The organism is Exiguobacterium sp. E4787, assembly GCF_018618375.1.
Classification (GTDB): domain Bacteria; phylum Bacillota; class Bacilli; order Exiguobacteriales; family Exiguobacteriaceae; genus Exiguobacterium; species Exiguobacterium chiriqhucha.
In genome coordinates this window covers 101,278-125,839 of record NZ_JACSLY010000007.1, presented here as the reverse complement: position 1 = coordinate 125,839, position 24,562 = coordinate 101,278, and the positions used below count along the sequence as shown (strand labels likewise).

Annotated in this window: 28 protein-coding genes; 15 read left to right on the top strand and 13 right to left on the bottom strand. The window is 52.3% G+C overall.

Going from position 1 to position 24,562, the window contains the following annotated elements:
- Positions 1 to 26: 26 nt before the first annotated feature.
- Positions 27 to 713: a haloacid dehalogenase type II gene (locus KNP80_RS09710; RefSeq protein WP_214720319.1), complete on the top strand. Its 687-nt coding sequence runs from the start codon at positions 27 to 29 to the stop codon at positions 711 to 713.
- On the opposite strand, the gene KNP80_RS09705 is transcribed toward KNP80_RS09710, so the two are convergent.
- Both KNP80_RS09705 and KNP80_RS09700 read right to left on the bottom strand, forming a co-directional pair.
- Positions 688 to 1,194: a GNAT family N-acetyltransferase gene (locus tag KNP80_RS09705; RefSeq protein WP_214833713.1), complete on the bottom strand. Its 507-nt coding sequence runs from the start codon at positions 1,192 to 1,194 to the stop codon at positions 688 to 690. The genes KNP80_RS09710 and KNP80_RS09705 overlap by 26 nt on opposite strands.
- A 13-nt stretch (positions 1,195 to 1,207) precedes the next feature.
- On the bottom strand, positions 1,208 to 1,660 hold the full coding sequence (locus tag KNP80_RS09700; RefSeq protein ID WP_214710230.1) for a MarR family winged helix-turn-helix transcriptional regulator: 453 nt from the start codon (positions 1,658 to 1,660) through the stop codon (positions 1,208 to 1,210).
- A 142-nt stretch (positions 1,661 to 1,802) separates the two neighbouring features.
- Here KNP80_RS09700 and KNP80_RS09695 point away from each other — a divergent pair, with 142 nt between their 5' ends.
- Both KNP80_RS09695 and KNP80_RS09690 read left to right on the top strand, forming a co-directional pair.
- Complete coding sequence (locus KNP80_RS09695; protein ID WP_214720321.1) at positions 1,803 to 2,159, top strand: DUF2200 domain-containing protein; 357 nt, start codon at positions 1,803 to 1,805, stop codon at positions 2,157 to 2,159.
- Positions 2,159 to 2,581: a DUF1801 domain-containing protein gene (locus KNP80_RS09690; protein WP_214720322.1), complete on the top strand. Its 423-nt coding sequence runs from the start codon at positions 2,159 to 2,161 to the stop codon at positions 2,579 to 2,581. Before KNP80_RS09695 ends, KNP80_RS09690 begins: the two co-directional genes overlap by 1 nt.
- 85 nt (positions 2,582 to 2,666) lie before the next feature.
- Here the strand turns inward: KNP80_RS09690 and KNP80_RS09685 are convergent, their stop codons facing one another.
- From KNP80_RS09685 to KNP80_RS09665, 5 genes are all read right to left on the bottom strand, one after another.
- Positions 2,667 to 2,822, bottom strand: coding sequence for a hypothetical protein (locus tag KNP80_RS09685; protein WP_214714403.1), 156 nt, complete (start codon positions 2,820 to 2,822; stop codon positions 2,667 to 2,669).
- Between the two features lies 1 nt (position 2,823).
- Positions 2,824 to 3,486, bottom strand: coding sequence for an ABC transporter ATP-binding protein (locus KNP80_RS09680; RefSeq protein WP_214720323.1), 663 nt, complete (start codon positions 3,484 to 3,486; stop codon positions 2,824 to 2,826).
- The gene (locus KNP80_RS09675; RefSeq protein WP_251129014.1) at positions 3,483 to 4,667 is read right to left on the bottom strand and encodes an ABC transporter permease; all 1,185 of its coding nucleotides are present in this window, start codon (positions 4,665 to 4,667) and stop codon (positions 3,483 to 3,485) included. Before KNP80_RS09675 ends, KNP80_RS09680 begins: the two co-directional genes overlap by 4 nt.
- A 717-nt stretch (positions 4,668 to 5,384) precedes the next feature.
- Positions 5,385 to 5,714 (bottom strand): hypothetical protein, encoded by a 330-nt coding sequence (locus tag KNP80_RS09670; protein ID WP_214720325.1) that lies wholly within the window; start codon positions 5,712 to 5,714, stop codon positions 5,385 to 5,387.
- Positions 5,715 to 6,035: 321 nt separating this feature from the next.
- Complete coding sequence (locus KNP80_RS09665) at positions 6,036 to 7,730, bottom strand: methyl-accepting chemotaxis protein (protein WP_251129013.1); 1,695 nt, start codon at positions 7,728 to 7,730, stop codon at positions 6,036 to 6,038.
- 220 nt (positions 7,731 to 7,950) lie between these two features.
- Between KNP80_RS09665 and KNP80_RS09660 the strand changes: the two genes are divergently transcribed.
- Both KNP80_RS09660 and KNP80_RS09655 read left to right on the top strand, forming a co-directional pair.
- Positions 7,951 to 8,598 (top strand): TVP38/TMEM64 family protein, encoded by a 648-nt coding sequence (locus tag KNP80_RS09660; RefSeq protein WP_214720327.1) that lies wholly within the window; start codon positions 7,951 to 7,953, stop codon positions 8,596 to 8,598.
- 112 nt (positions 8,599 to 8,710) lie between these two features.
- Complete coding sequence (locus KNP80_RS09655; protein ID WP_214720328.1) at positions 8,711 to 10,237, top strand: methyl-accepting chemotaxis protein; 1,527 nt, start codon at positions 8,711 to 8,713, stop codon at positions 10,235 to 10,237.
- A gap of 35 nt (positions 10,238 to 10,272) precedes the next feature.
- Here the strand turns inward: KNP80_RS09655 and KNP80_RS09650 are convergent, their stop codons facing one another.
- Positions 10,273 to 11,133 carry an SDR family oxidoreductase gene (locus KNP80_RS09650; protein ID WP_214720329.1) on the bottom strand — a complete coding sequence of 287 codons (861 nt, stop codon included), beginning with the start codon at positions 11,131 to 11,133 and terminating at the stop codon, positions 10,273 to 10,275.
- Positions 11,134 to 11,281: 148 nt separating this feature from the next.
- Here KNP80_RS09650 and KNP80_RS09645 point away from each other — a divergent pair, with 148 nt between their 5' ends.
- Positions 11,282 to 11,716 (top strand): Rrf2 family transcriptional regulator, encoded by a 435-nt coding sequence (locus tag KNP80_RS09645; protein WP_214720330.1) that lies wholly within the window; start codon positions 11,282 to 11,284, stop codon positions 11,714 to 11,716.
- 23 nt (positions 11,717 to 11,739) lie between these two features.
- Here the strand turns inward: KNP80_RS09645 and KNP80_RS09640 are convergent, their stop codons facing one another.
- Both KNP80_RS09640 and KNP80_RS09635 read right to left on the bottom strand, forming a co-directional pair.
- On the bottom strand, positions 11,740 to 12,576 hold the full coding sequence (locus KNP80_RS09640; protein WP_214720331.1) for a Cof-type HAD-IIB family hydrolase: 837 nt from the start codon (positions 12,574 to 12,576) through the stop codon (positions 11,740 to 11,742).
- Positions 12,577 to 12,723: 147 nt separating this feature from the next.
- Positions 12,724 to 13,605, bottom strand: coding sequence for an AraC family transcriptional regulator (locus KNP80_RS09635; protein ID WP_021066189.1), 882 nt, complete (start codon positions 13,603 to 13,605; stop codon positions 12,724 to 12,726).
- A 155-nt stretch (positions 13,606 to 13,760) separates the two neighbouring features.
- Between KNP80_RS09635 and KNP80_RS09630 the strand changes: the two genes are divergently transcribed.
- From KNP80_RS09630 to KNP80_RS09605, 6 genes are all read left to right on the top strand, one after another.
- Positions 13,761 to 14,006 carry a hypothetical protein gene (locus tag KNP80_RS09630; RefSeq protein WP_214714411.1) on the top strand — a complete coding sequence of 82 codons (246 nt, stop codon included), beginning with the start codon at positions 13,761 to 13,763 and terminating at the stop codon, positions 14,004 to 14,006.
- A 13-nt stretch (positions 14,007 to 14,019) separates the two neighbouring features.
- Complete coding sequence (locus tag KNP80_RS09625; protein ID WP_214720332.1) at positions 14,020 to 15,000, top strand: aldo/keto reductase; 981 nt, start codon at positions 14,020 to 14,022, stop codon at positions 14,998 to 15,000.
- 89 nt (positions 15,001 to 15,089) lie between these two features.
- Complete coding sequence (locus KNP80_RS09620; protein ID WP_214720333.1) at positions 15,090 to 15,713, top strand: DedA family protein; 624 nt, start codon at positions 15,090 to 15,092, stop codon at positions 15,711 to 15,713.
- Positions 15,714 to 15,842: 129 nt separating this feature from the next.
- The gene (locus tag KNP80_RS09615; RefSeq protein WP_214720334.1) at positions 15,843 to 16,760 is read left to right on the top strand and encodes a TerC family protein; all 918 of its coding nucleotides are present in this window, start codon (positions 15,843 to 15,845) and stop codon (positions 16,758 to 16,760) included.
- A 90-nt stretch (positions 16,761 to 16,850) separates the two neighbouring features.
- Entirely contained in the window at positions 16,851 to 17,024 is a 174-nt protein-coding gene (locus KNP80_RS09610) for a hypothetical protein (protein ID WP_214720335.1), read from the top strand.
- 61 nt (positions 17,025 to 17,085) lie between these two features.
- Positions 17,086 to 17,289 (top strand): hypothetical protein, encoded by a 204-nt coding sequence (locus KNP80_RS09605; protein ID WP_214720336.1) that lies wholly within the window; start codon positions 17,086 to 17,088, stop codon positions 17,287 to 17,289.
- Positions 17,290 to 17,303: 14 nt separating this feature from the next.
- Here the strand turns inward: KNP80_RS09605 and KNP80_RS09600 are convergent, their stop codons facing one another.
- A complete protein-coding gene (locus KNP80_RS09600) occupies positions 17,304 to 17,795 on the bottom strand; it encodes a DUF305 domain-containing protein (RefSeq protein WP_214720337.1) in 492 nt (163 codons plus the stop codon).
- Between the two features lie 172 nt (positions 17,796 to 17,967).
- Here KNP80_RS09600 and KNP80_RS09595 point away from each other — a divergent pair, with 172 nt between their 5' ends.
- The 3 genes from KNP80_RS09595 (at position 17,968) to KNP80_RS09585 (ending at position 21,567) form a co-directional block, all read left to right on the top strand.
- On the top strand, positions 17,968 to 19,422 hold the full coding sequence (locus KNP80_RS09595; protein WP_214720338.1) for a UDP-N-acetylmuramoyl-L-alanyl-D-glutamate--2,6-diaminopimelate ligase: 1,455 nt from the start codon (positions 17,968 to 17,970) through the stop codon (positions 19,420 to 19,422).
- Between the two features lie 76 nt (positions 19,423 to 19,498).
- A complete protein-coding gene (locus tag KNP80_RS09590; RefSeq protein ID WP_214720339.1) occupies positions 19,499 to 20,176 on the top strand; it encodes a response regulator transcription factor in 678 nt (225 codons plus the stop codon).
- The gene (locus KNP80_RS09585; protein WP_214720340.1) at positions 20,173 to 21,567 is read left to right on the top strand and encodes a sensor histidine kinase; all 1,395 of its coding nucleotides are present in this window, start codon (positions 20,173 to 20,175) and stop codon (positions 21,565 to 21,567) included. The genes KNP80_RS09590 and KNP80_RS09585 overlap by 4 nt, the downstream gene beginning before the upstream one ends.
- 37 nt (positions 21,568 to 21,604) lie before the next feature.
- Here the strand turns inward: KNP80_RS09585 and KNP80_RS09580 are convergent, their stop codons facing one another.
- Positions 21,605 to 22,561, bottom strand: coding sequence for a F510_1955 family glycosylhydrolase (locus KNP80_RS09580; protein ID WP_214720341.1), 957 nt, complete (start codon positions 22,559 to 22,561; stop codon positions 21,605 to 21,607).
- A gap of 59 nt (positions 22,562 to 22,620) precedes the next feature.
- Positions 22,621 to 24,477 carry a copper-translocating P-type ATPase gene (locus tag KNP80_RS09575; protein WP_380081699.1) on the bottom strand — a complete coding sequence of 619 codons (1,857 nt, stop codon included), beginning with the start codon at positions 24,475 to 24,477 and terminating at the stop codon, positions 22,621 to 22,623.
- Between the last annotated feature and the right edge of the window lie 85 nt (positions 24,478 to 24,562).

Below are 24,562 nucleotides of genomic sequence, written 5' to 3'. Positions count from 1 at the left end.
ACGCTAAATGATTGAGGAGGGATATGATGAAACCACATGTTAAAGCATTCGTGTTCGATGTCTACGGGACCTTGTTCGACGTCCATTCCGTCAAGGCGGCGTGTGACGAACAGTTCCCCGGAAAAGGTGACCAAATCAGCCAGTCGTGGCGAACGAAACAGCTCGACTACTTCTTTACCCGCCACATTATGGGACGTTATGAGGACTTCTCTGTCGTCACGCGCGACGCGCTCCGGTATGCGTTGTCGGCGGCCGAAGTGACGTGGACGACCGAGACGGAGGATGCATTGATCGCCACTTACGCCGACCTGTCGCCATATGAAGAGGTTGAAGACGTCTTGCACCAACTGCATCATAAACAGACCATCGTTCTCTCGAACGGGACGGACGCGATGCTCGCAGAACTCATCCAAAACGCCGGGTTCACCGACCTATTCGACGAACTCGTCAGCATCGACGGCATCAAACAAGCCAAGCCGTCACCGGCCGCCTACACGCACTGGTTCAAGAGCAGTGGTTTGAAGCGGGACGAGGTGCTGTTCCTGTCCTCGAACGGTTGGGACATCGCCGGTGCGAAGAACTTCGGGTTCCACACGGCTTGGATCAACCGCGACGGCAAACCGCTCGACATGCCCGACCTGGCCCCTGACGCCGTCTATGAGAACTTGTCGGAGATACTGGAATGGGTCACGGACGAAGCGGCTTGGCCATAATCAAATCGACTTGGGCGTCGTCACCCATATAGAACGTGTGCGCCCCGGTCTGGACGAAACCGTGCTTTTGGTAAAAGGCGAGTGCCTTATGGTTATGTTCCCACACACCGAGCCAGATTTCACATTTGTTCAGTTCTTCCGCGCACGTGATGGCCTGGTCGTACAGCGACTTCCCGACGCCACTACCTTGGAACTTCCGTCGCACATAAATCCGTTCGAGTTCGAACGCCTTTTCGCCCATGGCCTCGGTCTGGGCGTTGTTGGCGTTCACTTTTAAGTAACCAGCCACTTCTCCATCGAGCATGGCGAAAAAGAACTGTGAGTCCGGATTCGAAAGCTCCTCTTTGAGTTGCGCCACGTTGTACGCCCGCTCGAGATAAGCGGCCAGATGCACCGGGTCATTCTCCGCTTCAAACGTCTCGATGCTGATGGCACGGAGTGCGTCAACGTCTTCGATTGTGCAAGCTTTGATGGTGATCATGTTCCGTCCCCCTCTAGTAGTCTCGTTTCTTCCCTTTCTTCACCGCGTCCCAGTCTCCTTCGATATTGTGGCGGACCCGCTTCAACAGCCGGAGTAGCTGCTCGGCTTCCTGGTCGCTCAGCCCGGTGAGCGCGACATCCGTCGAATGTTCGTGCTCTCGGATGATGACCGGATACAGCGCCTTGCCCCGTTCAGTCGGGACGAGCCGCTTGATTTTCTTGTTATGCGGGTCGTCCTGCTTCGTGATCAACCCGTTCGTCTCCAACTTTTGAATCGCCCGCGCCGCCGTCGTCCGATCGACTTTGATCAATTCGGCGAGCTTCTCTTGAATGATGCCCGGCTCTTCACAAATCCGGACCAAATACAGATATTGCCCTTTCGTCAGCTCGAGCTCCTTGAACTCGATATTGCTGATCGAGTCGAGGGCACGGGCAATCATCCCGATTTCACGCAACTGGTCTCTCATACATTCCTCCTGATTGTTGTATTTACAATACGTTACGTTCAGTATAATTGATTTAGTTGCATTTGCAACAAAAAGTATTTTGGGTATGAACTTTGATTATGTGAGAAAATGAAGGTATCATTCCACGAAACGAGGGGATTTCATGGCACACCGCATCTACACGACGAGCTTTGCGAGCGTCTATCCGCTTTACGTCGCGAAAGCCGAACGGAAAGGCCGGACAAAAGACGAAGTCGATACGATTATTCGCTGGTTGACCGGTTATGACGAGGCTGGGCTCGAGCGCCAACTCGCTGCCGAGGTCAATTTTGACACGTTCTTTGCCACGGCACCTAAGATGAACGAAGACCGTGCCTTGATCAAAGGCGTCGTTTGCGGCGTCCGCGTCGAGAACGTCGAGGAACCGCTCATGCGCGAGATTCGCTACTTGGACAAGCTCGTCGATGAACTGGCCAAAGGCAAAGCGATGGCGAAGATTTTGCGGGGAGGCGAACAGTGATGGACTATACGACACTCGTCGACGACAAACGGCTCGACGCCTTCACCCGTTTGATCGATGTGATTGACGCGAACTTGCCGGACGGGTTCGAGAAGACGACCGACGGTAACGGCATCCATTACGTCGTCCCGCTGTCGACGTATCCGTCCGGGTATCACGTCACGCCGGGCACCCCGCTCCCGTTTTTGAGCGTCATCGCCCAGAAGCATCACGTCGCCGTGTATCATATGGGCGTCTATAGCGACACGGAACTGCTCCGCTGGTTCGAGGAGTCATACGCCGCCCAAGTACCGACGAAATTGAACATGGGCAAGAGCTGTATCCGCTTCGGCAACGTCAAACATATCCCGTACGACTTGATTGGCGAGCTCGTCTCGAAGATGACACCGGAGCAATGGATTGCGGCGTACGAATCACGCTAAAAAAGGCAGGTCGATTGTCGACCTGCCTTTTTGGCATTCCTTATTTCCCCGCTTATTCATAGTCGGAAACGGATTGAGTCCGTCCTTATTGCGGCCGTGCCAGATAAACTGCTACAACCAGGAGAGCTACCCCTAAGACGATCAACAATTTATAAAACATGTTTTGTTTTCTACGAACCACACCAATCACGGTAAAGAAGATACCGAATAGGAAGGACAAGACCATTGCGATGAATCCCATTTTATTCGCTCCTTTTCAGCTTAATGATTCGCTCGTGACGATTGGCCACGTCCAAATCATGCGTCACGGTAATCACTGTCGTATTGAACTCGCGATTCATCTCAAACAATAAATCGATGATGCGCTCTTTGTTTTCCGGGTCCAATGACGCAGTAGGCTCATCGGATAAAATGATTTTGGGGTTCATAATGACAGCCCTCGCAAAAACAGCTCGCGACCGTTGTCCGCCCGAACATTCCAACGGTTTCTTCTTCAAAATTGACTCGATTCCAATCTTATTCACAATCCGCTTGAAGTGTTCCTGGGCGCGTGGGTCTTTTTCGAGATTGGCATACATGAGCGGTAACTTAATATTGTCCTCGATGGTCAACGAATCAATGAGTGCCGATTCCTGTAACACGAACCCAATCTTTTGATTGCGCCATTCCGCTAATGTATTCCGTGACAGCCCCTGAACCGATGAATCAAACAGCTCATAGCTCCCTTGATAGCGCGTATCCAGCAACCCGATGATATTGAGCAACGAGGTCTTCCCGACGCCAGACTCCCCTATAATCGAGAGCTTTTCTCCCGGTTGAACCTCCAGTTCAAAATCATGCAGGATGGAGAATCCTTTCTTATCAAACGATTTTTTCTGAATTTCTAACTTGATGATGCTACTCATTGCAAAACCCCCACCGAGATTGGAATACCCTTGATTTTTTTGAGTGCCAGTTCCACAATCATCACCCCGATAATCACGTCAATCAATAGAACGCCTAAGAAGGCGATCCAATCCATACTGATTAAGCCAAACACCCCATACGTGGCAAAAATCGAATCTTTTCTCATCCAAAAACCATATCGATTGAACGCAGTGATCGCGAATAGGATGACGAGGTTGATCGAGAACAAAATCGCAAAGTAGCTGTAAAAAATGGTTCTCAGTTTGGAATAACTTAATCCCACTAATAAATTGACCGTAAAATCTTTAATCATGAGTCGAACACTGATTAATGTATTCCAAGTCGCCAGACACACAATGACAACGAGTAACACGAGCGTAATCGCACTGATCATCTTCAAAGAGCTTACATAATAATCTTCAAAGTACTTAAAATTTTCTTGTTGGCTAAAAAAGTTAAAGTCCAACCCTAGATTGTTCTGAATCTGTTCATTCAACTTCGTTGCTTCTTCTTTCGTCGAATCAAGCAGTACGATGTCCATCAAACCGTTCAAGTGGAGGTCAAGACCCGCGTTTTGAATAAATGGCTCGTTGACGGGGACGATGACTGAAAAGTTGTAGTAGTTCTTTGAATTCGGTGCATAAAAGTTCGAGCGGTGCGTATTTTTCTCCAAGACCCCTTGCACTTTCAAATCGACCGCTTGTTGGGTGACCGGATCCGTGATTTCGATTTTCGATCCTACCGGATACGTTGAAGCCAGACCTCCACCTATCAGAACCGGGATGTCATCTTGTTTAAATTGATAATCAAAGTTCAACTGATCGCCTTGCGCCAATTTGAATTGATTGAGTTGGTACGCCTCTTCATTGATGTAATTAAACGACACTTCCATATCATGTTCATTCTCTAAAGAGGTCGTAAAGCCGTCAGCTTGTAAGGCATATGTATGATTGTTGTTTAAATACTCGTAAAGTTTTCTCGTTTCTTTGATGTCGATTCGATCAAAATCAGCTTCACTCTCTGGATCTAGATTGGCGATATAATTCCCTTCTCGATTGAACGTTTCAATTTCTTGATAGCCTTGAGCAGTCGAAATAATGGAACGCGTGGCACTAAAAGAGAGGTAATTCGCTAGGAAAAGTAATAGGATCATTCCCAGAACAAGGATCCATCGCTTCAAAAATATTCTTGTTATAAAAAAGTGTAAAATTCTCATTCTCTTTTCACCTGACCTACACTAATTAATATGTATACGATAAACAGCAAAACGAGGTAGAGATTGCTGGTTATATTCAAATCCAAGTAGAAGTTCAATGAAAGTGATAGTAAAAAGGTGAACAGCAATATCGCTAGGCTATTCAACATATATCGAATCATAATCTTTTGCTTTGTGTCACCGACGAGGATACGACAAGCTATCTCTACTTTTCTCCGATTTAAAAATTGATAATGAAAAATCATCATAATAAAAGTGAGAACAATACTGATTACAAATTGATAGTCGATAATGCTTTCAATGAACGACATTAAAATAAATGAGCCCTCTAAATCTGCAACTTTTACATAAAGTAATATTAAATTTGAAACGAAACAGAAGAAGTAAATGGCAAAAGCTTCAAACACATCATTAAATCTAAATAAAGAATATTTCATGACCTACTCCTTACAGATGGCATTTATAAATTTATGGTAACACGTATAATTAAATGCCAACTACCTAGCTAAAAAAAACTGTGAGTTCTAACTGATCATCAAGAAAAACAAGCTGATCTTCCAGTTAAAATAGAAATAAATCACATCGCATCGGTATAAGATCAGGCCCTGTAGGAACATACCTCTCGGGCCTGATTCACGTCCCCTACGTGCTTAGCAATTAAAAAATTCAAACGACAAAGTCTTATTTTAGTGCGCCACGGGCCCAACTGAATTTTGTCGTGTACTTATCTCCCCATCTTAAATCATCCCAAACAGACCCTGTCACTTTGCTGCTGTAGGCGACTTTGCTCAACAAAGTTCTACCGTCGCGCGTATATTTGAACGAAGTAGATTTGTATTTTGAACTACTGTAGTTCCAAGCCGCACCATTGTACTTGATTTGGAATGATTCTTCTGTAGACGCTCCACTAGATGACGTACCGAACGTCGCTGCCGAGGCAGACCCTGCGCCTACTAAAAGCGCGCCGACCACTAAAGCTGAACTCGCAAACCGTTTTGTCTTCTTGTTCATCATACATTCCTTCTTTCCTGTTAGTATTTTGAAGTAAAAAAGTTGATACAATTAAAAACCTAACATAGTCCCCATTAAATTCAATCGGTAAATAACATATTATTACAATTTGATTCTTTTTACATAAAAAGTATGTGTTCCATCATTACGAATTAACTATCATCAATCTATCCATATACGAGCTCTCGCCTGATAGATTAATTTGAATCATGTCCAAGGTCCTTAGATTGCTCTGTTTCTTAAAAACGAAGTTCGAAGCGAAGTCTGGTACTAGAACAGAATTCACAAAAACAGGCAGGTCGATGGCGACCTGCCTGTTTTTTACACGTTAAATCGTTTTGTCATTTGACGCATCTCGTCTGCCATATTCGACAGTTCTTGGGCCGAGGCTGTTATTTCTTCCATCGACGCCATCTGTTCTTCCGTCGCCGCCGAGGTGTTCTCGGTGTCGGTAGCCGTCGTCTCCGTGATGCCTTGAATCTCGTTCACCGATCGTAAAATCTCGGTCGCTCCGGCCGCCATCTCTTGGACAGAGCCTGACACTTCCTCGACTTTTTGACCGACCTCTTCAATCGCCCGCTTGATGTCCTCGAACGCTAGCCCAGCCTGTTGGACGTTCGTGACGCTGTGACCCATCTCGCTCTCGACGACGTGCATCGTCTGGACGGCTTGTTTCGTTTCCGTCTGCGTATCTCCAATCAAACCAGAGATTCGTTTCGTCGCGATCGCCGACTCTTCAGCAAGTTTCCGGACTTCTGAGGCAACGACGGCGAATCCGCGTCCTTGGTCGCCAGCCCGGGCCGCTTCGATGGCCGCATTTAAGGCGAGCAAGTTCGTCTGTTCGGCGATGCCAGAAATCGTACCGGTGATGCTACCGATTTCTTGGGAGCGGACGTCGAGTTGGCCGATGACCGTCTGCAACGCCTTCACTTTCCCATTCATCGCCTCAAGCTGTGACTCGAGCGTCTCAATCAACTCGTTGCCGGTCCCGACTTTTTGAAGTGCCCCGTCTGACAACTCGGTCATGTGTTGGGCGCTATTTGAGACGTGATGAATCCCATTCGTCAGTTCGGTGAGTGTGCCGCTCGATTCTTTCACCCGCGTCAATTGACGGAGCGAGCCCGACGCGATTTCTTCCATCGTGACGGCGACCATCTCGGTCGCTTTTGTCGTCTCTTCGACGTTCGATTTCAAATCGTCCGATGACGTTGCAACGCGTCCGGCTGTTGTGGTGACGTTGCCGATCAACTCGCGAAGACTGTCTTTCATCTCATTGAACGATGCTGCGAGTGAACCGATTTCATCTTGTGACGTGTACGTGCTGTCGACCGTCAAATCGCCGGCTCCAGCACGGCTCATTAGTCCATTCAACTCACGAATCGGACGGACGATGAGGCGCGTGATGTAGACGCCGAGCCCGATTGAGACGAGTGCCCCGATGGCGACGAGCACCCAGAACAACGTGACCGATTCTGTCCGATCGTTCTGCATCGTCGTGCTTGCCGTCTCGGCCTCTGCATTGATGCCGTCCATGACGACTGTGGCCGTCTCGACGAGGTCTTGACGGATTGGACGCAAGTCACTCAAATAGACGCGATATGCTGCGGTGTTCTCGCCGCGCAACGCCGGTTGGAGCACGAGTTCAGTCCCTTCGAGGTAGGCTGCAATCTCGGCATTCAGGTCCTCGACTCGTCCTTGCATCTCGGCATCTGTTGAGGCGAATGTTTCATTGAACAGCTTTAGGTTCGTCCCGATACTGTCGCGACGTTCTGTGATACTTGCCTGTAACTCTTCATTCCGACTCGAATCGGTCGTTAACATCAATTCGAGCATATACCCGTCCAAGGCACGGTTATCCGTTCGGATTTGACCAAGGGCGCGAATCGGCAATAACCGATCTTCATAAATCGATTCTCCCGCATCGGCCATGCGTCCCATGAAGACATGGCTGAGTGTGGCGACGAGAACGAGTGTCGCGATAAATACGCTAATCAGTACCATTAACTTTTTGGACATCTTCAAATTTTTCATCGTGATCCCTCCCTACCTGATTTATCGTAGGAAAGAGGCTTGAAATGAAGTAACTTTACATATGCGTTGACCTAAATTTCCATTTTTAGCCATACTGTTGACCATAATCGCACATTGCCGACGTATTTGTAGGCTGGCTCCCCTTCATTTGGACACAGAATGCGATACGATAAACAAAAGAACTGATGGAAAGGAGGCGTCTGCTGTGCCTCGCTGGCTCAAACTTAGTCTCATGCTCACCTTGTTCGTGAGTATCTTCTATATCACCCATTTCCATTACGAACTCCGTCCATCTGACGTCCGCGACATCGTAATGTCATTCGGCTGGTGGGGTCCGGTCGTCTTCTTTTTCATCTATGCAATCGGCCCAATCATCTTCTTGCCGACGTCTGTCTTATCCCTTGGCGCCGGTCTCGCTTTCGGGGTATGGCCGGGTGTCCTCTATATTTTGTTCGGGGCGACGGCCGCGGCCGTGACCGGGTACGTCATGGCCCGCTTGTTCGGACGTTCCGTACTCAAGGTCGAGAGCTATCCGTGGTCGGAGAAACTGTTCATACAGATGGAGCAACGCGGTTTTATGTACGTCTTCGTCTTGCGGCTCATCCCGCTCGTCAGCTTCGATTTGCTCAGTTACGCCGGCGGTATCGCCAAAGTCAAATTCAAGTCGTTTCTCCTTGCGACCGTGCTCGGCATGATTCCAGGGACGCTCGCCTACAGCTTTCTCGGTGCGAGTCTCGCCTCGGGGAGCATCACCTTGGTCGTCATCGCCTCCCTCGTCTTCGTCACGTTGATTGCTGTCACCTATTATTTCCGCGAACCGGTCAAACGGTGGCTCGGGCTCACGAACGACTAGAGAAGCACATCCGCTTCTCTTTTTTTGCGTCAATGTGTAAATTCGATAAAGATTCGGGTCAATCGGACGATAATCAAGTAGCTATATCGACTTATGACCAGGGGGAAACTGTATGAGTTTTGAAAAACGCAATCACTTGATGCTCGTCACCACGTTCATGATCGTTTTGACGTCTGTCATCGTCCATCTGCTCCATCGCTTCACCGATTTCGCCTATACGTACACCGTGCTCCGGAACGGTGTCGTCGGCTATGCGTATCCCATCGCGACATGGGTCCTGTTCGCCGTCCCAATCATGCTGTTGATGGCCATGGTCGTCAGCCAGCGCGTGAAACCGCATCTGTTCCCATACTTGATGATGCTGACGCTCACGTTCGCGAGCATCTCGACCGTCGCCGGCGGACAGGGGCTCGTCGAGTATCACTTCTCGATTTTCGTCGTCCTGGCGATATTATCGTTCATGCGCCGTATCGATTTGATTGTCTACAGTACCCTCATCTTCGCCGTGCAGCATTTTGCCGGCTACTTCTTCGTGCCTGAAATCATCTGTGGGACGACGGACTATCCGTTCAGTCTATTGCTCGTCCATGCGGTCTACCTCATCCTACTGAGCGCCGTGCTCGTCGCGCAGATTCACTTTCAGAACCTCGAGACGGCACGGGTCAACGCACAGGAAGACGAGACGCGCCGGTTGTTACAACAAGCCGTGTGCGATACGAGTCGACTCGTCATGACACTGAAAGACCATGCGACCGAGCTCGAGACCTCTGCCAACCAGTCGCTCGAGTCCGGTGAACAGATTGCCGTCACCGTCGATCCCATCGTCGCCCATGCGACCGAGCAAGAGACGTCGATGAACCACGGGGCTGACGAGATTCAGTCGATTCGCTCCCTCACCGCCCTCATCCAAGACCGGATGGCGCAGACGGCCGCCGCCTCGTCGAGGATTGCGGCTGACGCACGGGCCGGGGACGATGACATGCGACGGATGGAGGCGAAAGTCAATGAGATCATCAACGAGTCGGAACGGCTCGAACGTGTCGTCACGACGATGTCGAACCGGTCGACCGAGATTCAAGCCATCCTGCAGCACGTCGAGACGATCAGCGGCCAGACGAACATGCTCGCCTTGAACGCCTCGATTGAAGCGGCCCGGGCCGGGGACGCCGGGCGTGGTTTCGCCGTCGTCGCTTCCGAGGTCGGCAAGCTCGCCGTCCAGTCCCGAGATTATGCGGCCGAGATGACCCGTGTCCTCGGTGGACTGATGGATGATACGACCGTCGTCCGTGATTCGGCACAGTTGTTCAAACGCGCGACCGAGAACTGTCAAACCGTCACGGCTGACGTGACGGCCGTGTTCCACCGTTTAACCGGGGACGTTTCTGAGATCGACGGTCAAATCAGTTCGATTCAAGAGACGCGCCAACGCGTGACGTCACAGATGGAGACGCTCGAGACGCGCCTCGCGACGACGAAACGAGCGGCGAGCGAACTGCAGCAACAGATTCAACACGTCGCCGCCGCGACCGAGCAACAAGTCGCCATCCAAAAAGAGTTGAGCCACATGTCGGACCGCCTCGCTTCGACCGCGAATACGTTAGAAGACGTGACCGGTCAACTTCAGGCAAGAGCCAACTAAAAAGCAGACCGCGAATGTCGATTCGCGGTCTGCTTTTATAATGTGGCAATCAATTTTTGTAGCGCTTCTTTCAGCGGCGTCACCGGACGACCGAGCACCAACTCGAAATCGTTCGACTCGACCTCGAGCGAGCCGTTGCGGATGCTGTCTTGAATGCCGACGACAATCGGAATCGCTCCTTCTGGCACCCCGGCGCCGCGCATGACGCCGGCGTACGCCTCGGTACTCACTTCTTGGAGTGGCACTTCGCGGCCGAGCACTTCACCGAGCGCCTCGACGAGTTCGGCTTGCGTATGGAGCGGACCCGACAATTCGAAGGTATCCTGCTCGAAATCGTCGGCGAGGAGCACGTTCGCAGCGGCTTCCGCATAATCGTCCTGTAGCGCCCAACCGACTTTCCCGTCACGGGCCGCCGTCACCCACGGCGCACCGGCGAGCACGCCTTGAATGCTGCCGAGTTCGTTCTCTAAGTACCAGTTGTTGCGCAAGAACGCATGCGGGATCCCCGTCCGCTCGATTGCGCCTTCGGTCTCGACATGTGGCGGTGCCATCAAGTTTTGGCTTTCTGTCGCATCGGCGAGACTCGTATAGGCGATGAACGATACGCCTGCGCGTTCGGCCGCCTCGACGGCATTCGCATGTTGACGGATGCGCGTGTCGTTGTCCCCGTCCGCCGAGATGATGAGCAGTCGTTCGACACCTTTGAACGCTGCATCGAGCGTCTCGGGCTTGTCGAAGTCCCCATGTCGCACATCGACACCTTTCGCTTTCAGTGCTTCCGCTTTTTCCGGATTGCGGACGCTGACCGCGAGTTCACTTGCGGGTACCGACTTGAGTAACACATCGACAATTTTCGAACCGAGTTTCCCGGTTGCACCTGTGACTAAGTATTTCATAAATCATTTCCTCCTTTTAACCTGTAATTAAATCAGTTACATGTAATCATCATAGTTACAGCATCTTCGTTTGTCAATTGTTTGTTCCCTGTTATACTGAAGATGTAACCAATTCACTTACATGACTTGTGCAGAAAGGTGGTAGCCTATGTCCATCAGTAGCCGTTTCGCGGTCGGCATTCATATCTTGACGTTGATCGAGGTCAATCAGGACGGCGTCACCTCGTCTGACTTTTTGGCCGGCAGTGTCAACACGAACCCGGCCCTAATCCGAAAAATCATGGCCATGTTGAAGAAGGCCGACTTGATTGAAGTGAAGCCTGGCGTCGCCGGAGCCAAACTGACGAAAGACTTGACCGAGATTTCGCTCTATGATGTCTATCGCGCCGTCAGTGTCGTCGAGGAGAACGAGCTGTTCAGTATCCATGACAACCCGAACCCGGCGTGCCCCGTCGGCCAACATATCCAAGCGACGATCGAGCCGATCTTTATCCACGCCCAATTGGCGATGGAATCGGTATTGAAGCATGTGACCCTCGCCGATGTCGTGAACGATGTCGCGACGAAAAGCCAAGCAACCTGAAGAGAGGTTGCTTGGCTTTTTTTTCAGATGAGTCGATACTTTTTGAAGCTATTCGCAAGCCCGTCTTGGTCACAGGCGTCCGTCACATCGTCGGCGACACGCTTGACCTCGGGTTTGGCATTGCCCATGGCGACACCGACCTTGACGTATTCGAGCATCTCGATGTCGTTCAACCCGTCCCCGTAGGCGAACGTCTGCGCTCGCTCGAGACCTAGATGTTCGAGCAGCGTCGCAATCGCCGTCGCTTTGTTGACGCCCGGGATGGAGAGCTCCCCGCTGTTAGCCCCGAATACAGCGACCGTGCTCGGGATGACGGTGAAGCGGGATGCGAACTCTTGTTGGATGACGTCGAGCGGCACGGATGAGCCGAGGAACGAGATTTTGTTCACATCGGGACGGACGAGGTCGACCCCTTCCATCATTGCGTCATGGAACGGCTTCAAGCCGCGCTCGATCGTCGCACTCGCCTCCGGATTGTTCGCCATCAACTCGTCAATCATCGTCGCTACCCGTGCCTTGGCGTTGCCGCCGGCGAACAGGCCGTCGTTCGACTCAAGATAGAAATCGATGCCGTGTTCCGTGAAGAAGGAGATGAGGTGGCTCAAATCATCGACGGAGACTTGTTGATGGTACAACACTTCTTTCTCGAGTTCGATGTAGCCGCCGGCTGCCCCGATGATGCCGTCAAAGCCGACGTCGAGAATGTCCGAAAACAGCTCCGCCTTCGAGCGCCCGGTCGACAAGAAGACGAGATGACCGTTCTGTCGCGCCTGCCGGACAGCCTCTTTGGCCGATTCCGGGATGTTGCCGTGGTCATCGACGAGCGTGCCGTCGACGTCTAGAAAGATGATGTGTCGCATAATATCCTCCTTTTTTTGTCCTGAACACAAGAAAAACCTAAACCAGACGCAACACGTGCGCCCAGTTTAGGTTTTGCCTGGCAATCCAGTAACAATCCTGATGTATGTCGTTTTCCCCTCAAGCATACCGCTCGCGCATTTCCTTTGTCAAAGCTGTCGTTGTTGCCGCACGTCGGCCCGTGGCGACAGCCCGAACAACCGGGCATACTCGCGGCTGAACTGTGATTGACTCTCGTAGCCGACCTGGAACGCCGCCTCGCCCACGTCTGTCGCCTGCATGAGCAACAGCCGTCTCGCCTCTTGGAGCCGTAACTGTTTTTGGAATTGGAGCGGGCTCATCGCCGTTACTTCCTTAAAATGACGGTGGAGCGTCGAGACACTCATATTGGCGACTCGGGCCAATTCCTCACTTCGAATCGTCTCGTTGAAGTTCGCGATGATGTGGTCGATGACGCGTTTAATCCGGAACGCCTGACTTCCCTCGAACGCCAACTGACGCAACATCTCTCCGTTCGACCCTTGCGCCACCCAATATAGGAGCTCGCGCTTATAAAGCGGCGCGAGTGCCACGTGATCCGGTGTGTCGACGAGACGGGCGAGTCGGAGCGCGACATCGAACAACGCCTCGTCGGCATCGGCGATATACATGCCTCGTTTCGGTTCACGCGGCTCAGTCAGCTCGACGTGCCCGACGGCATCGATCAAGTCGTCAATCGTCAACTCGAGTTTCAACGCCACGTATGGGACGTCTGCGCTCGCTTTCGTCACTTGGCCCGTCACAGGCAAGTCGACCGAGGCGACGAGGTAATGCCCGCCCTCGTAGACGAGCCGTTCGTCACCGAACAACATCTCTTTCCCCCCCTGCAGGATTAGGCAAAATGACGGTTCATTGACGCGTGTGATCGGTTCGGTCACCATCGATTCATGAATGAACGTCATCGCCGGGACGATTGTCGGATGCACCCCGTCCCCCGGTATGTGTCGTGTGATGACGTCAATCAGTTGCAGTCGTGTCTCGATGTCGTTCACCCTCCTCGGTTTTCTCCCCTTCAGTATACGGCAGATTGTTTTCTTGGACGAGCCCTGTCCAACCTGTTGAGAGGATTAGGCAAAAACACGACATGAACGCGCTAACGCTCGCCCCACATCTCGCGTCATACTGGTGGCAAAGGAGGGGAATCGACATGGAAAAGACGTATCACGTGACGGTCGAACGTGGCTTCGCGACATTGCTCACCCGTTGTGCGCATTTCGCACTTGCCCATAACGTGGTGATTCGGCTCGATTCATTCCGACTCGAACCGACGCCAGAGGCACTTGTCGAGGCGCTAGCGCTTCCGATCGACACCCATACCGAATTACGATTGACCGTCAACGACGACAGCACCGTGGATGAGTTCGAACGGTTCCTCTCCACGTATCAACTTTGAAGGAGGCATTTTCATGGAATACGTAAAACTTGGCAATACGGGACTCGATGTCTCAAGGCTCTGTCTCGGCTGTATGGGCTTTGGCGACGCGAACCGATGGATTCATGACTGGGTACTCGATGAGGCGGCGACCCGTCCGATCATCAAACAAGCACTCGACCTCGGTATCAACTTCTTTGACACGGCAAACATCTACTCGAAAGGCACGAGCGAGGAATACGTCGGACGTGCGCTTCGGGATTATGCGAACCGAGACGAAATCGTTCTCGCGACAAAAGTTCACGGTCGAATGCACGACGGTCCGAACGGCGGCGGCTTGTCACGGAAGGCGATTCTGTCGGAAATCGATCATAGTTTGAAACGGCTCGGCACCGATTACGTCGACCTGTATATCATCCACCGCTGGGACTATGACACACCGATCGAAGAGACGATGGAGGCGCTCCATGACGTCGTCAAATCCGGGAAGGCCCGCTATATCGGTGCATCGGCAATGTACGCCTGGCAGTTCCAAAAAGCGCTCCACGTGGCGGAACGAAACAACTGGACCCGGTTCGTGTCGATGCAAAACCATTTGAACTTGATTTATCGGGAAGAAGAGCGTGAAATGATGCCGCTCTGCCGGGAAGAGAAAATTGGGGTCACACCGTACAGTCCGCTCGCCTCGGGACGCCTGACACGCGACGTGTCGACCGTGACCCACCGCTCTGAGACGGACGTGATTCAACGTTCGAAGTATGACGCGACGATGGACGCCGACCGGCTCATCATCGAGCGGGTCGCCGCAATCGCTGAGACACGGGGAATTACCCGGACACAGGTCGCCCTCGCCTGGCTCTTGCAACAAGACACGGTCACCTCGGCAATCATTGGGGCGACGAAAGCGCGTCATTTAGACGAGGCGGTCGGTGCGTTGGCCGTCACGTTGACAAAAGAAGAGATGGCTTCGCTCGAAGAACCGTACATCCCGCACGCGGTCATCGGCGCGATTTGAGTCGAAATTCAACCTCAAGTCGTATAGGCGTGCTCCTTGCCGTCGGGTAAAGTAGACAGAGATGTCATATACGCAAGGAGAACCGATTCATGGAACAATGGATTCAACAAATGATTGAGCAGTTCGGTTATTGGGGCGTGCTCTTCCTAATCTTTATCGAGAACGTCTTCCCGCCTATCCCGTCCGAGCTCATTTTAATATTCGGCGGTTTCTTCACGACGACGACGGGACTGTCCCCAATCGGGATGATTCTCGCGGCGACGGTCGGTGCCGTCATCGGGGCCATCGTCTTGTATAGCGTCGGTCTATTCTTCGACGAGGAACGTCTGGAGTCATGGGTCGCGCGTTATGGCAAACGTCTTTATTTGAAAGTCGACGACGTCCGTATGGCCGATCGCTGGTTCGACCGCTTCGGACCAAAACTCGTCTTCTTTGGTCGCTTCGTTCCCGTCGTCCGCAGCCTCATCTCGATTCCGGCCGGCATGTCGAACATGCCGTTCGTCAAATTTTTGATGCTGACGACACTCGGAACGCTAATTTGGAACACGGTGCTCATCTTTGTCGGCGTGTACGTCGGGGAGAATTGGCAAGTGTGGCTTGGCCATATCGAGACGTATTCGCATGTCATGTATGGCGTCCTCGCCGTCATCCTGCTCGGACTAGGCGCTTTCATCGTCCGGGTCATTTGGTCACGTCGCTCTGAAAAGCATTAAGTTTGCACACTCCGAAATCGATTCGGAGTGTTTTTTTGCGGAATCGCAGTTTATTCTCTTGACTTTGAGTTCTTATGACCTTAAATTTATTATATAGAGTTCACATGAACTTAAAAGGAGGAATTATTGTTGACCCTACTCATCGCCTTTTTGGCACTCGTCGTCTTCATGCTCGCGCTTGACCTCGGGGTGTTCCACCGCAAGGCACACGAAGTCTCGCTCCGTGAGGCATGGACATGGACGTTCGTCTGGATCGGGATCGCCATCGCGTTCGGCGGTTGGTTGTTCTACTCGCAAGGCAGCACGGTCGCGACAGAATATGCGAGCGTCTACTTCATCGAGAAAGCACTCGCCATCGATAACGTGTTCGTCTTCTCGCTCGTATTCGCCTACTTCGCGATTCCGCTCAAGTATCAGCATAAGGTATTGTTCTGGGGCATTCTCGGGGCAATCTTCTTCCGGGCCGTCTTCATCGTCGCCGGGGTGTCGTTGTTAGAGAACTTCGGTTGGGTCTATTACGTGTTCGGTGCCTTCCTCATCTATACCGGATGGATGATGTTCAAAAACATCGGCAAGGACGAATCGCTCGAAGAGAACAAGACAATCCGTTGGCTCGAGCGCCGCTTGCCGATCACGCAAGACATCTCGTCTGGTAAGTTCACGAAACGTATCAACGGCAAATTGTTCTTCACGCCGCTGTTCATCGCGCTCATCTTCATCGAGCTGTCGGATATCGTCTTCGCCGTCGACTCGGTCGCGGCCAGCTTCGCCTACTCGCGTGATCCGTATATCATCTTCTATGCAAACATCATGGCGATTCTTGGACTCCGTAGCCTCTACTTCGTCCTCGCCAACTTGATTGACCGCTTCTACTACTTGAAGCACGGGCTCAGCTTCATGCTCGTCTTCATCGGAGCGAAGATGGTATTGGGCGACGTATACAAAATGCCGATTTGGATGTCACTTGGCGCAATCGTCCTCGTCATCTTGATCAGTGTCGTCTATAGTTTCTATAAAACGAAACCTGGTCAGAAAAATCACGTATAACAAAAGGGAGACGTGCTAGCCTCCCAGGTGTATCACTTCTCAATTGTGGGTAAACCTTTAGTCTAGCAAACACAGAAAAGGTGGTTACAAATGTTTGACCGTATGGGTGATGTGAGTATTGGACTCGTCTTCGGGATCGTGTTGATGTTGTTGTTCAACAGTCTTTGGGGACTTGGAGTCGGCGTGATGTTAGGAATCTTCTTCCTCGTCGCACCGCGCTCGACAAACCGCCGTACTAGAAAATATATACCGCAAATACGCTAAGCCGGGGCCATCGCCTCGGTTTTTCTTATGTATACTGGAGGAAAACCATCTAGGAGGTCACATGGATTATTCAACAACAGAACTGACGGAGGCAAAGCGACAAATCGATTCGATTCTCCACAAACTGCAGGAAACCGTGAAAACGCTCGAGGCGAAAGATCACCCCGAACGTTACAAGTCACAACTGACACTCGCCAAACGGCGCATTCAAGCACTGACGATTGCCGTCGAATTGATCGAGGCCCAACTGCACCCTCACACATGACAACAGCGACCGCATCACTCGGTCGCTGTTGTTTTTGCTTCCTCTTCTTTTGCCGCTTCTTCTCGCTCTAACTCTTCAATCAACCGCTTCATCTCTTCGATTTCACGTCGTTGTGTCTCGATGATGTCTTCTGACAGCTGCTTCACGCGCGGGTCCTCGATCTCGGCCCGCTCGCTCGTCAAGATGGCGATCGAGTGGTGCGGAATCATCGCCTTCATCCAACTGACGTCATCGACCGTCGTCTGGCTCCGGACGAGCCATAGCGATAGTCCGAACACGAGCGCGCTCACGCCTAAAATGACGGCGTTCAACTTCTTGTTTTTATACATGCCCCACATGAACAGCAACATGACGAACGCCATGACCGATCCCATGATGAGCGCCATGTACAGACGCGTCTGACTGAAGAAGACGTGGTCGAGTTGGAACACGTTCAAATACATGAGCCAATACATGAGGAATGTCGATATGAGAATCATCACTCCAAATTTTGCGTAAGGTTTCATCGTCTACTCCTCCTTTTCTGATGGTCTGTTTTAATAATCGATTGCCTAATCCAATTTCGTTAAAACATTGAGGATTCGCTCGAGACATAGGCCTCGCTCTCATTTCACTTCTTTTTCACAAACGACGGTTATACTGTCAAAATGGACTTTGCCAATAAAGGAGAAATTAGAAGTGTTGAAAACCTTGCAAGACCTGTTGACAAAGCTGAAACAGCTCGTGACATGGACGTATTTAGACAATCCTGCCAAAACGATGATTGAGGGCATTTCCTTCTCTTCCAAAGAAATTAAACAAAATTTTTTATTCGTCTGTATCTCAGGCTACCGTCATGATGGCCATGACTACGTGAACGAGGCAATCCATAACGGAGCGGTCGCCATCGTCGCCGAACGTCCGATTGAGGCTCGGGTACCTGTCATCTATTGTAAGGACACGAAACAAGCGTTGGCGGAACTTGCCCACGCGTTTTACGATTACCCTTCAACGAGGCTACGCCTGCATGGCGTAACTGGGACGAACGGAAAAACAACGACGACGGCACTTGCTCATCAATTGTTTGGGCACATCGGGATGTCAGCCGGTCTCATCGGCACACTCGGCATCACGTACTGCGGACAGAAGTTTGGGACACCGAACACGACGCCTGACCCGTTGACGATCAATCGCCACCTTCACGCCATGGTCGAGGATGGTGTCACTGATTGTCTGATGGAAGTCTCATCTCAGGCCATTGCGGAGTCTCGGATTGCCGAGTTACAGTTCGAGACGACTTCGTTTCTCAATCTGTCCCACGACCACTTGGACTATCATGGGACGATGGTGACGTACGCCTACACGAAAGCCAAGTTGTTTGCCCAGTTGAGGGATTCAGGGTGTGGCATCGTCAATGCCGACGATTCGCATCATGCGCTCATGCTGTCGATGGCACCATCCGTCGCCGACTCCTTTTTATTCAGTCGTCACTCGACTACCGCAAACTTGATCGGGTATCAGAAAGACGAGCAGTTCATGCTCCAGTTAGGCGACGAGGAGGCGCAATCGCCCCTCCCGTTTTATGAGGACTATAATCTCGATAACACGTTATGCGCTATCAGCATCGTCCTGCACACCGGTATTCCGTTGGCAGAGATTCTTCCTCATCTGAAGAAGTTGACGTTACCGAGCGGACGCCTCGAACGAGTGACCGGAATCAATCAATCGGTCTATATCGACTATGGGCATACCCCGGACGCCATCAAACAAGTCGTGACGTCATTGACGGCCCGCTATCCGCGTGTACTCGTGTTACTCAGTGCTGCTGGCGAACGCGACCGCATGAAGCGCAGCAACATGATGGAGGTGGTCGTTGCTTCAGGAGCAGATGTCATCTTGACCGTCCATGACCCACGTCACGAACACCCCCGACACATCCTCGACGATTTGGCGGCCGGGTCATCTGTCGAACTGGTCCAATTCGCTGAACGCGAACCAGCCATCCGGTTCTTCTGTGACCAGATGGCGGACTATGACTGTGGGGTCATATTCGGAAAGGGGCATGACCGCGTCGAGCGCATCGGAGACGAAGCCGTACCATTCGACGAACCCGAACTCGTCCGACGGTTTCTTCAATTGCCCAAACTGCCCTGAGGGACAAGGAGAACGTTCCCCTTCTCTCGAAACCGTTATGTAGACGAGACGGCTCAGAATCATAGGAGGACCACATATGAAAGTTTTGATTGTCGATGACGAAATGAAAATGAGACGGTTGCTCCGCCTATTCCTCGAAGGCGACGGCTACACCTGTATCGAGGCCGCTGACGGACGAGAAGCGATGGAACGGATTTCCGAACGTCCGGACTTAGTGATGCTCGACATCATGATGCCCGGCGTCGATGGGATCACGTTGTGCCGCCAAATCAAGGCGCTCGATGCCGAACTGCCCGTCGTGTTGTTGACGGCCCGCTCGGACAGTGAGACAACGATCCGCGGGTTGGACGCGGGTGCCGACGATTATGTCACGAAGCCGTTCGAAGGAAATGTGCTCCTGGCCCGGATTCGTGCGGTGTTGCGACGGAGCCGTGTCACCAATGTGAACTACGGACAGCTGCGCTATGAGGAAGCGAGCGGACGAATCCTCTATCAAGAACAAGAAGTCGTCATGACGCCGAAAGCGACAGCCATCTTGAAACTGTTCTTGCAACATCCGAACCGGCTATACAACCGGATGGATTTATACGACTTGGTGTGGCCCTACTCGTCCGAGTCGGACCCGCGCACGGTCGATGCCCATATCCGCATGATTCGCGACAAACTCGGCGAGGCCGGCTTCCCGATTGACGATTATTTGAAAACGGTATGGGGTCGCGGCTATCGCTGGACCGAAGAGCGGTCGGACTCATGACATTCCGACGTAATAGCCTCCCATTCCGAATCAGCCTGATCTTTTTATTGACGACGTTATTGATTGAAGGCGTCTTGTTCTTATTGCTCTACCATACGCTCCTCGGTGAACGTGTTGTCGAAGAAATCGACCGGCTCGAATCGAGAGCGGAAAGCCATGCGAGCGTACTAGCGATGAGTTTTGATGAGGAGACGATTGACCACGTCGCGACGATGGAGAGCGAGACCGATACGAAAGTTGCCATCACCGCTCCCGACCACTCGATTCTACAGACATCCAACCGCTTCCCCGACCCGCTCTCGGTGCTCATCCAAACGGAAGCGAACCGAGGCGATGACAATATGACGACCATCCTCGAAGACGATTGGGAGAACGAACCGTATCTCGCGGTACGGACCCCGATTGATGCGATGGAAAATGACAACCGCTACGGGTATGTGTATATGTTTCTACCGACCGAGATTATCCATGGCATCAGCCATCGGCTCCAACTCCGGTTTCTTTATATCACCGGCATCGCCCTCGTCATCACCATCATGACGTTCGTCTTGCTGAGCCGGTTGATTTCAAATCCGATTCAGCTGTTGCGCCGAGCGACCGAGGATGTGTTGACGAATCCCGAAACGTTGACCCTTCCGACGTCCCGAGAGGATGAAATCGGCGAATTGGCCCGCTCAATTGAAGCGATGTCGCTTGAACTGGCTCGTCTCCGGAAAGAACGGAATCAGTTCTTGTCGGACCTCGCCCACGAGATTAAAACGCCGCTCACGTATCTGCAAGGATATGCCGAAATCGCATCCAAACCACAGACGCCAGAGTCGTTAAAAGAACAGTCGATTCAGACGATTCTCGAGGAGAGCCAAGCGTTGACCGAGCTCGTCGAGAACGCGTTCCAGCTCGCCCAGTTGGACGAGAACACGTTCACGTTGCATCGCGAACCCGTGGCCGTCGATGCGCTCTGCGACGATTTGCAACGCGTGCTAGCCACAATGTTCCGAGTGACTTCGATCGCGTTTGCTAGCAGCACCGACTGCTCCTCCAAAGACGTCGTCTTACAGTTAGATCGACATCGCATCTTACAAGTGTTCCGCTCCATCGCCCACAACGCGATTCAACATAGCGAGGCACGCCATATCCAATTCGATATGCAACTTACGGATGAAGCACTCCGCTTCACGATTCAAGACGACGGGAAAGGTATCCCTCAAGACGATCTGCCTTACATCTTCGATCGCCTGTACCGGGTCGAAAAATCACGTTCCCGTCGTACGGGTGGCAGTGGACTCGGGCTTGCCATCGCCCATCAAATCATCCGGTTGCATGATGGTACGTTGACCGTCGCCTCTGATTCATCTGGGACGATGTTCACCATCACGCTTCCGCCCCACTAAAAAAATCCGGCACCTGAGCTCAGGCGCCGGATTTTTTTCATTTCACTTTCCCTGCTTGCAACAGTTGCGTCCATTCCTCGTCTTCAAAGACGTACACACTGTTATCCGATGTCGCTAGCAACAATCGCCCGTTTTGGCTGACCAGTTCGATCGGGACGCTGTCCGCGTTCAGCGAGGGCAGCTCAACGGTCGTCTCCGTCTCGTCGGTCAAATCCGAGACCACCAGATCGAACGAGGCACCGTCTTTCGTGATTGACGCCAATTTCCCTTTCGTCGATGCCATCGTGACGATATTCTTCTGTTCCAGGAACGGCTCGAACGTGTCTCCCCCGTCGTCTGAGACGAGGATGCCGTCCGGACCATAGACGAAGACGCGTTTCGGTTCGCTTGCATCGGCCGTGATGCCGGCGATGCCTCGACCTTCGATGCCATCCATCTCCATCGGCTCAAACGACGTACCGCCGTCGAGCGATCGATAAAAACCTGGTTCGAGTTCACTGGTCGCCGTTTCTAAATACACGTAGAGGCTCTCGGATTCGAAACCCGCACTCATATAGTGAAAATCGGCCTCGCCCTCTAGCGAACGAATCTCGAGCGTCTCCCCTTTATCGGTCCCGCGGACGACACCAAGCGGATTTTTATACGGTGAATCCTGTGCCGGGTGACCGCTCGCATAGAATCCGTCTTTGACGAGCTCGAAGCCCATATAGTCGTGACGGTTCGAGGACAATTCGTACCAGCCGTCTTCTCTGAATTCCATCAGTCCCGTATGCGTCGCGATGACCGGACGCCCGTCTGGCCAAAAGCCGGCACCGTGGATATGCGAGACCACGATGCCTGTTTTTGTCGCTGTCCAGCGGTCCGGCACCTGTTCCGTCGACGTCTCTTTTTCTTCCGTGACCGGTTCCTTCGACTCGCTCGCTGGTGTCGCACCCCCACACGAGGCAAGAAATACAGTCGTCAAAAACATCGGTACGAGTAGCTTTCGTTTCATAATAGTTCCCTCCATCTTTAGCATCCTCCTCATTATAGAGACCAAAGATGAAAGAATTGTTAAAGCTTGAGCGTCCGGGCATTGAGCGCGACGATGACGGTACTGAGACTCATGAGCACGGCACCGACGGCCGGTGACAAGATGATGCCGATTGGGGCCAACACACCGGCCGCGAGCGGGATGGCGACGATGTTATAGCCGGCGGCCCACCACAGATTCTGAATCATCTTGTTGTATGTGTTGCGAGACAAGTCGAGAATCGACAGCACGTCTTTCGGGTTGCTCCGGACGAGAACGATATCGGCCGTTTCGACGGCGACGTCGGTGCCGCTCCCGATGGCAATGCCGACGTCCGCTTGGGCCAAAGCCGGTGCATCATTAATGCCGTCCCCGACCATCGCCACTTTGCTGCCGTCGGCTTGGACGGTTTGCACTTGCCGTGATTTATCATCCGGCAACACTTCGGCGTACACTTCCTCGATATGAAGTTGCGACGCCACCCAGTCGGCCACTTTTCGGTTGTCACCAGTGAGCATGATCGAACGGACGCCCCGGTCTTTCAACGCTCGGACCGTCTCTTTCGCTTCATCGCGAACCATGTCCGCCAAGGCGATCATACCGACCAAGTCCCCGTCTCGAACCGTGAAGACGACGGTCTTCCCGGCGGCCGATAATCGGTCGAACGCCATTTCGTCAATTGAGAGCTCATGCTCCCGAATATAGCGGGGGCTGACGACTTGAACGTGACCTCCCTCTACCTGTCCTTCTAATCCAACCCCCGTGATCGAAGCGAAATCGACGACTTCAGGCAACGTCAACTTGCGTGCTTCCGCTTCCCGAAGAATACCTCGTGCGAGCGGATGCTGCGAGGCCGTCTCGACCGCGGCGGCCAGACGTAACACTTCCTCTTCTGTATGAGCAGATGCGGCTTCAATGTCCGTCACCCCGAAATCGCCTTTCGTCAACGTTCCCGTCTTATCGAAAATGACCGCATCGAGATGACGCGCCTCTTCGAATTGAGTCCGATTCCGAATCAACAGTCCGCGTTTCGCCGACAGGGCTGTCGAGACCGCCACGACGAGCGGAGACGCGAGACCGAGCGCGTGCGGACATGAGATGACCATGACGGTGACCATTCGTTCGACAGCCATACTGACCGGATATCCGAGGGCGACCCAAATGGCGAACGTCAGCACTCCCGATCCGACGGCGACATAAAACAAGAGCTTGGCGGCCCGATTGGCTAGGTTTTGCGTTTTCGATTTGGATTCCTGCGCTTCTTTGACCAAGTCGATGACTTTCGCCAAGTATGTGCTCTCTCCCGTGCTTGTCGTCGAAATCGTCATGCTACCTTCTTGGTTGATTGATCCTGCGATGACGACATCCCCGGTCTCTTTTTCGACAGGCATCGATTCACCGGTCAACATCGACTCATCGACCGTCGTCCGCCCTTTCAGCAGTTCCCCGTCAACAGGAATCTGCTCGCCCGGTTTGACGAGAATCAAATCCCCAGCAGCGAGCGCCGAGACGGGAACGTCCTCGATGTCACTCCCGTTGATGCGGTGTGCCACGCTCGGTAATAGACGAACGAGCTGTTGCAACGCGTTCGAAGCACCCATGATCGAGCGCATCTCAATCCAGTGCCCGAGCAACATGATGACGATTAACGTCGCCAACTCCCAAAAGAAGTCATGCCCATGCCCGTATCCGAACACGATGGCAACACTATAGAAGTACGCGACGCTGATGGCAAGTCCAATCAGCATCATCATCCCCGGATTTCGTTGACGCAATTCATCGATGCTCCCTTTCAAAAACGGCCACCCTCCGTAGACGTACACAATCGTCGCCAACACGAACAGCGTCTCCTTTTCATAAGGAAACGTGAGTTCGAAACCGGCCCACTCTTGAATCATATCTGACAATATGAGAATCGGGATCGTCAGCCCTAACGAGACGAAAAATCGACGCTTATACTCTTCAATCATCCCTTCATGTCCG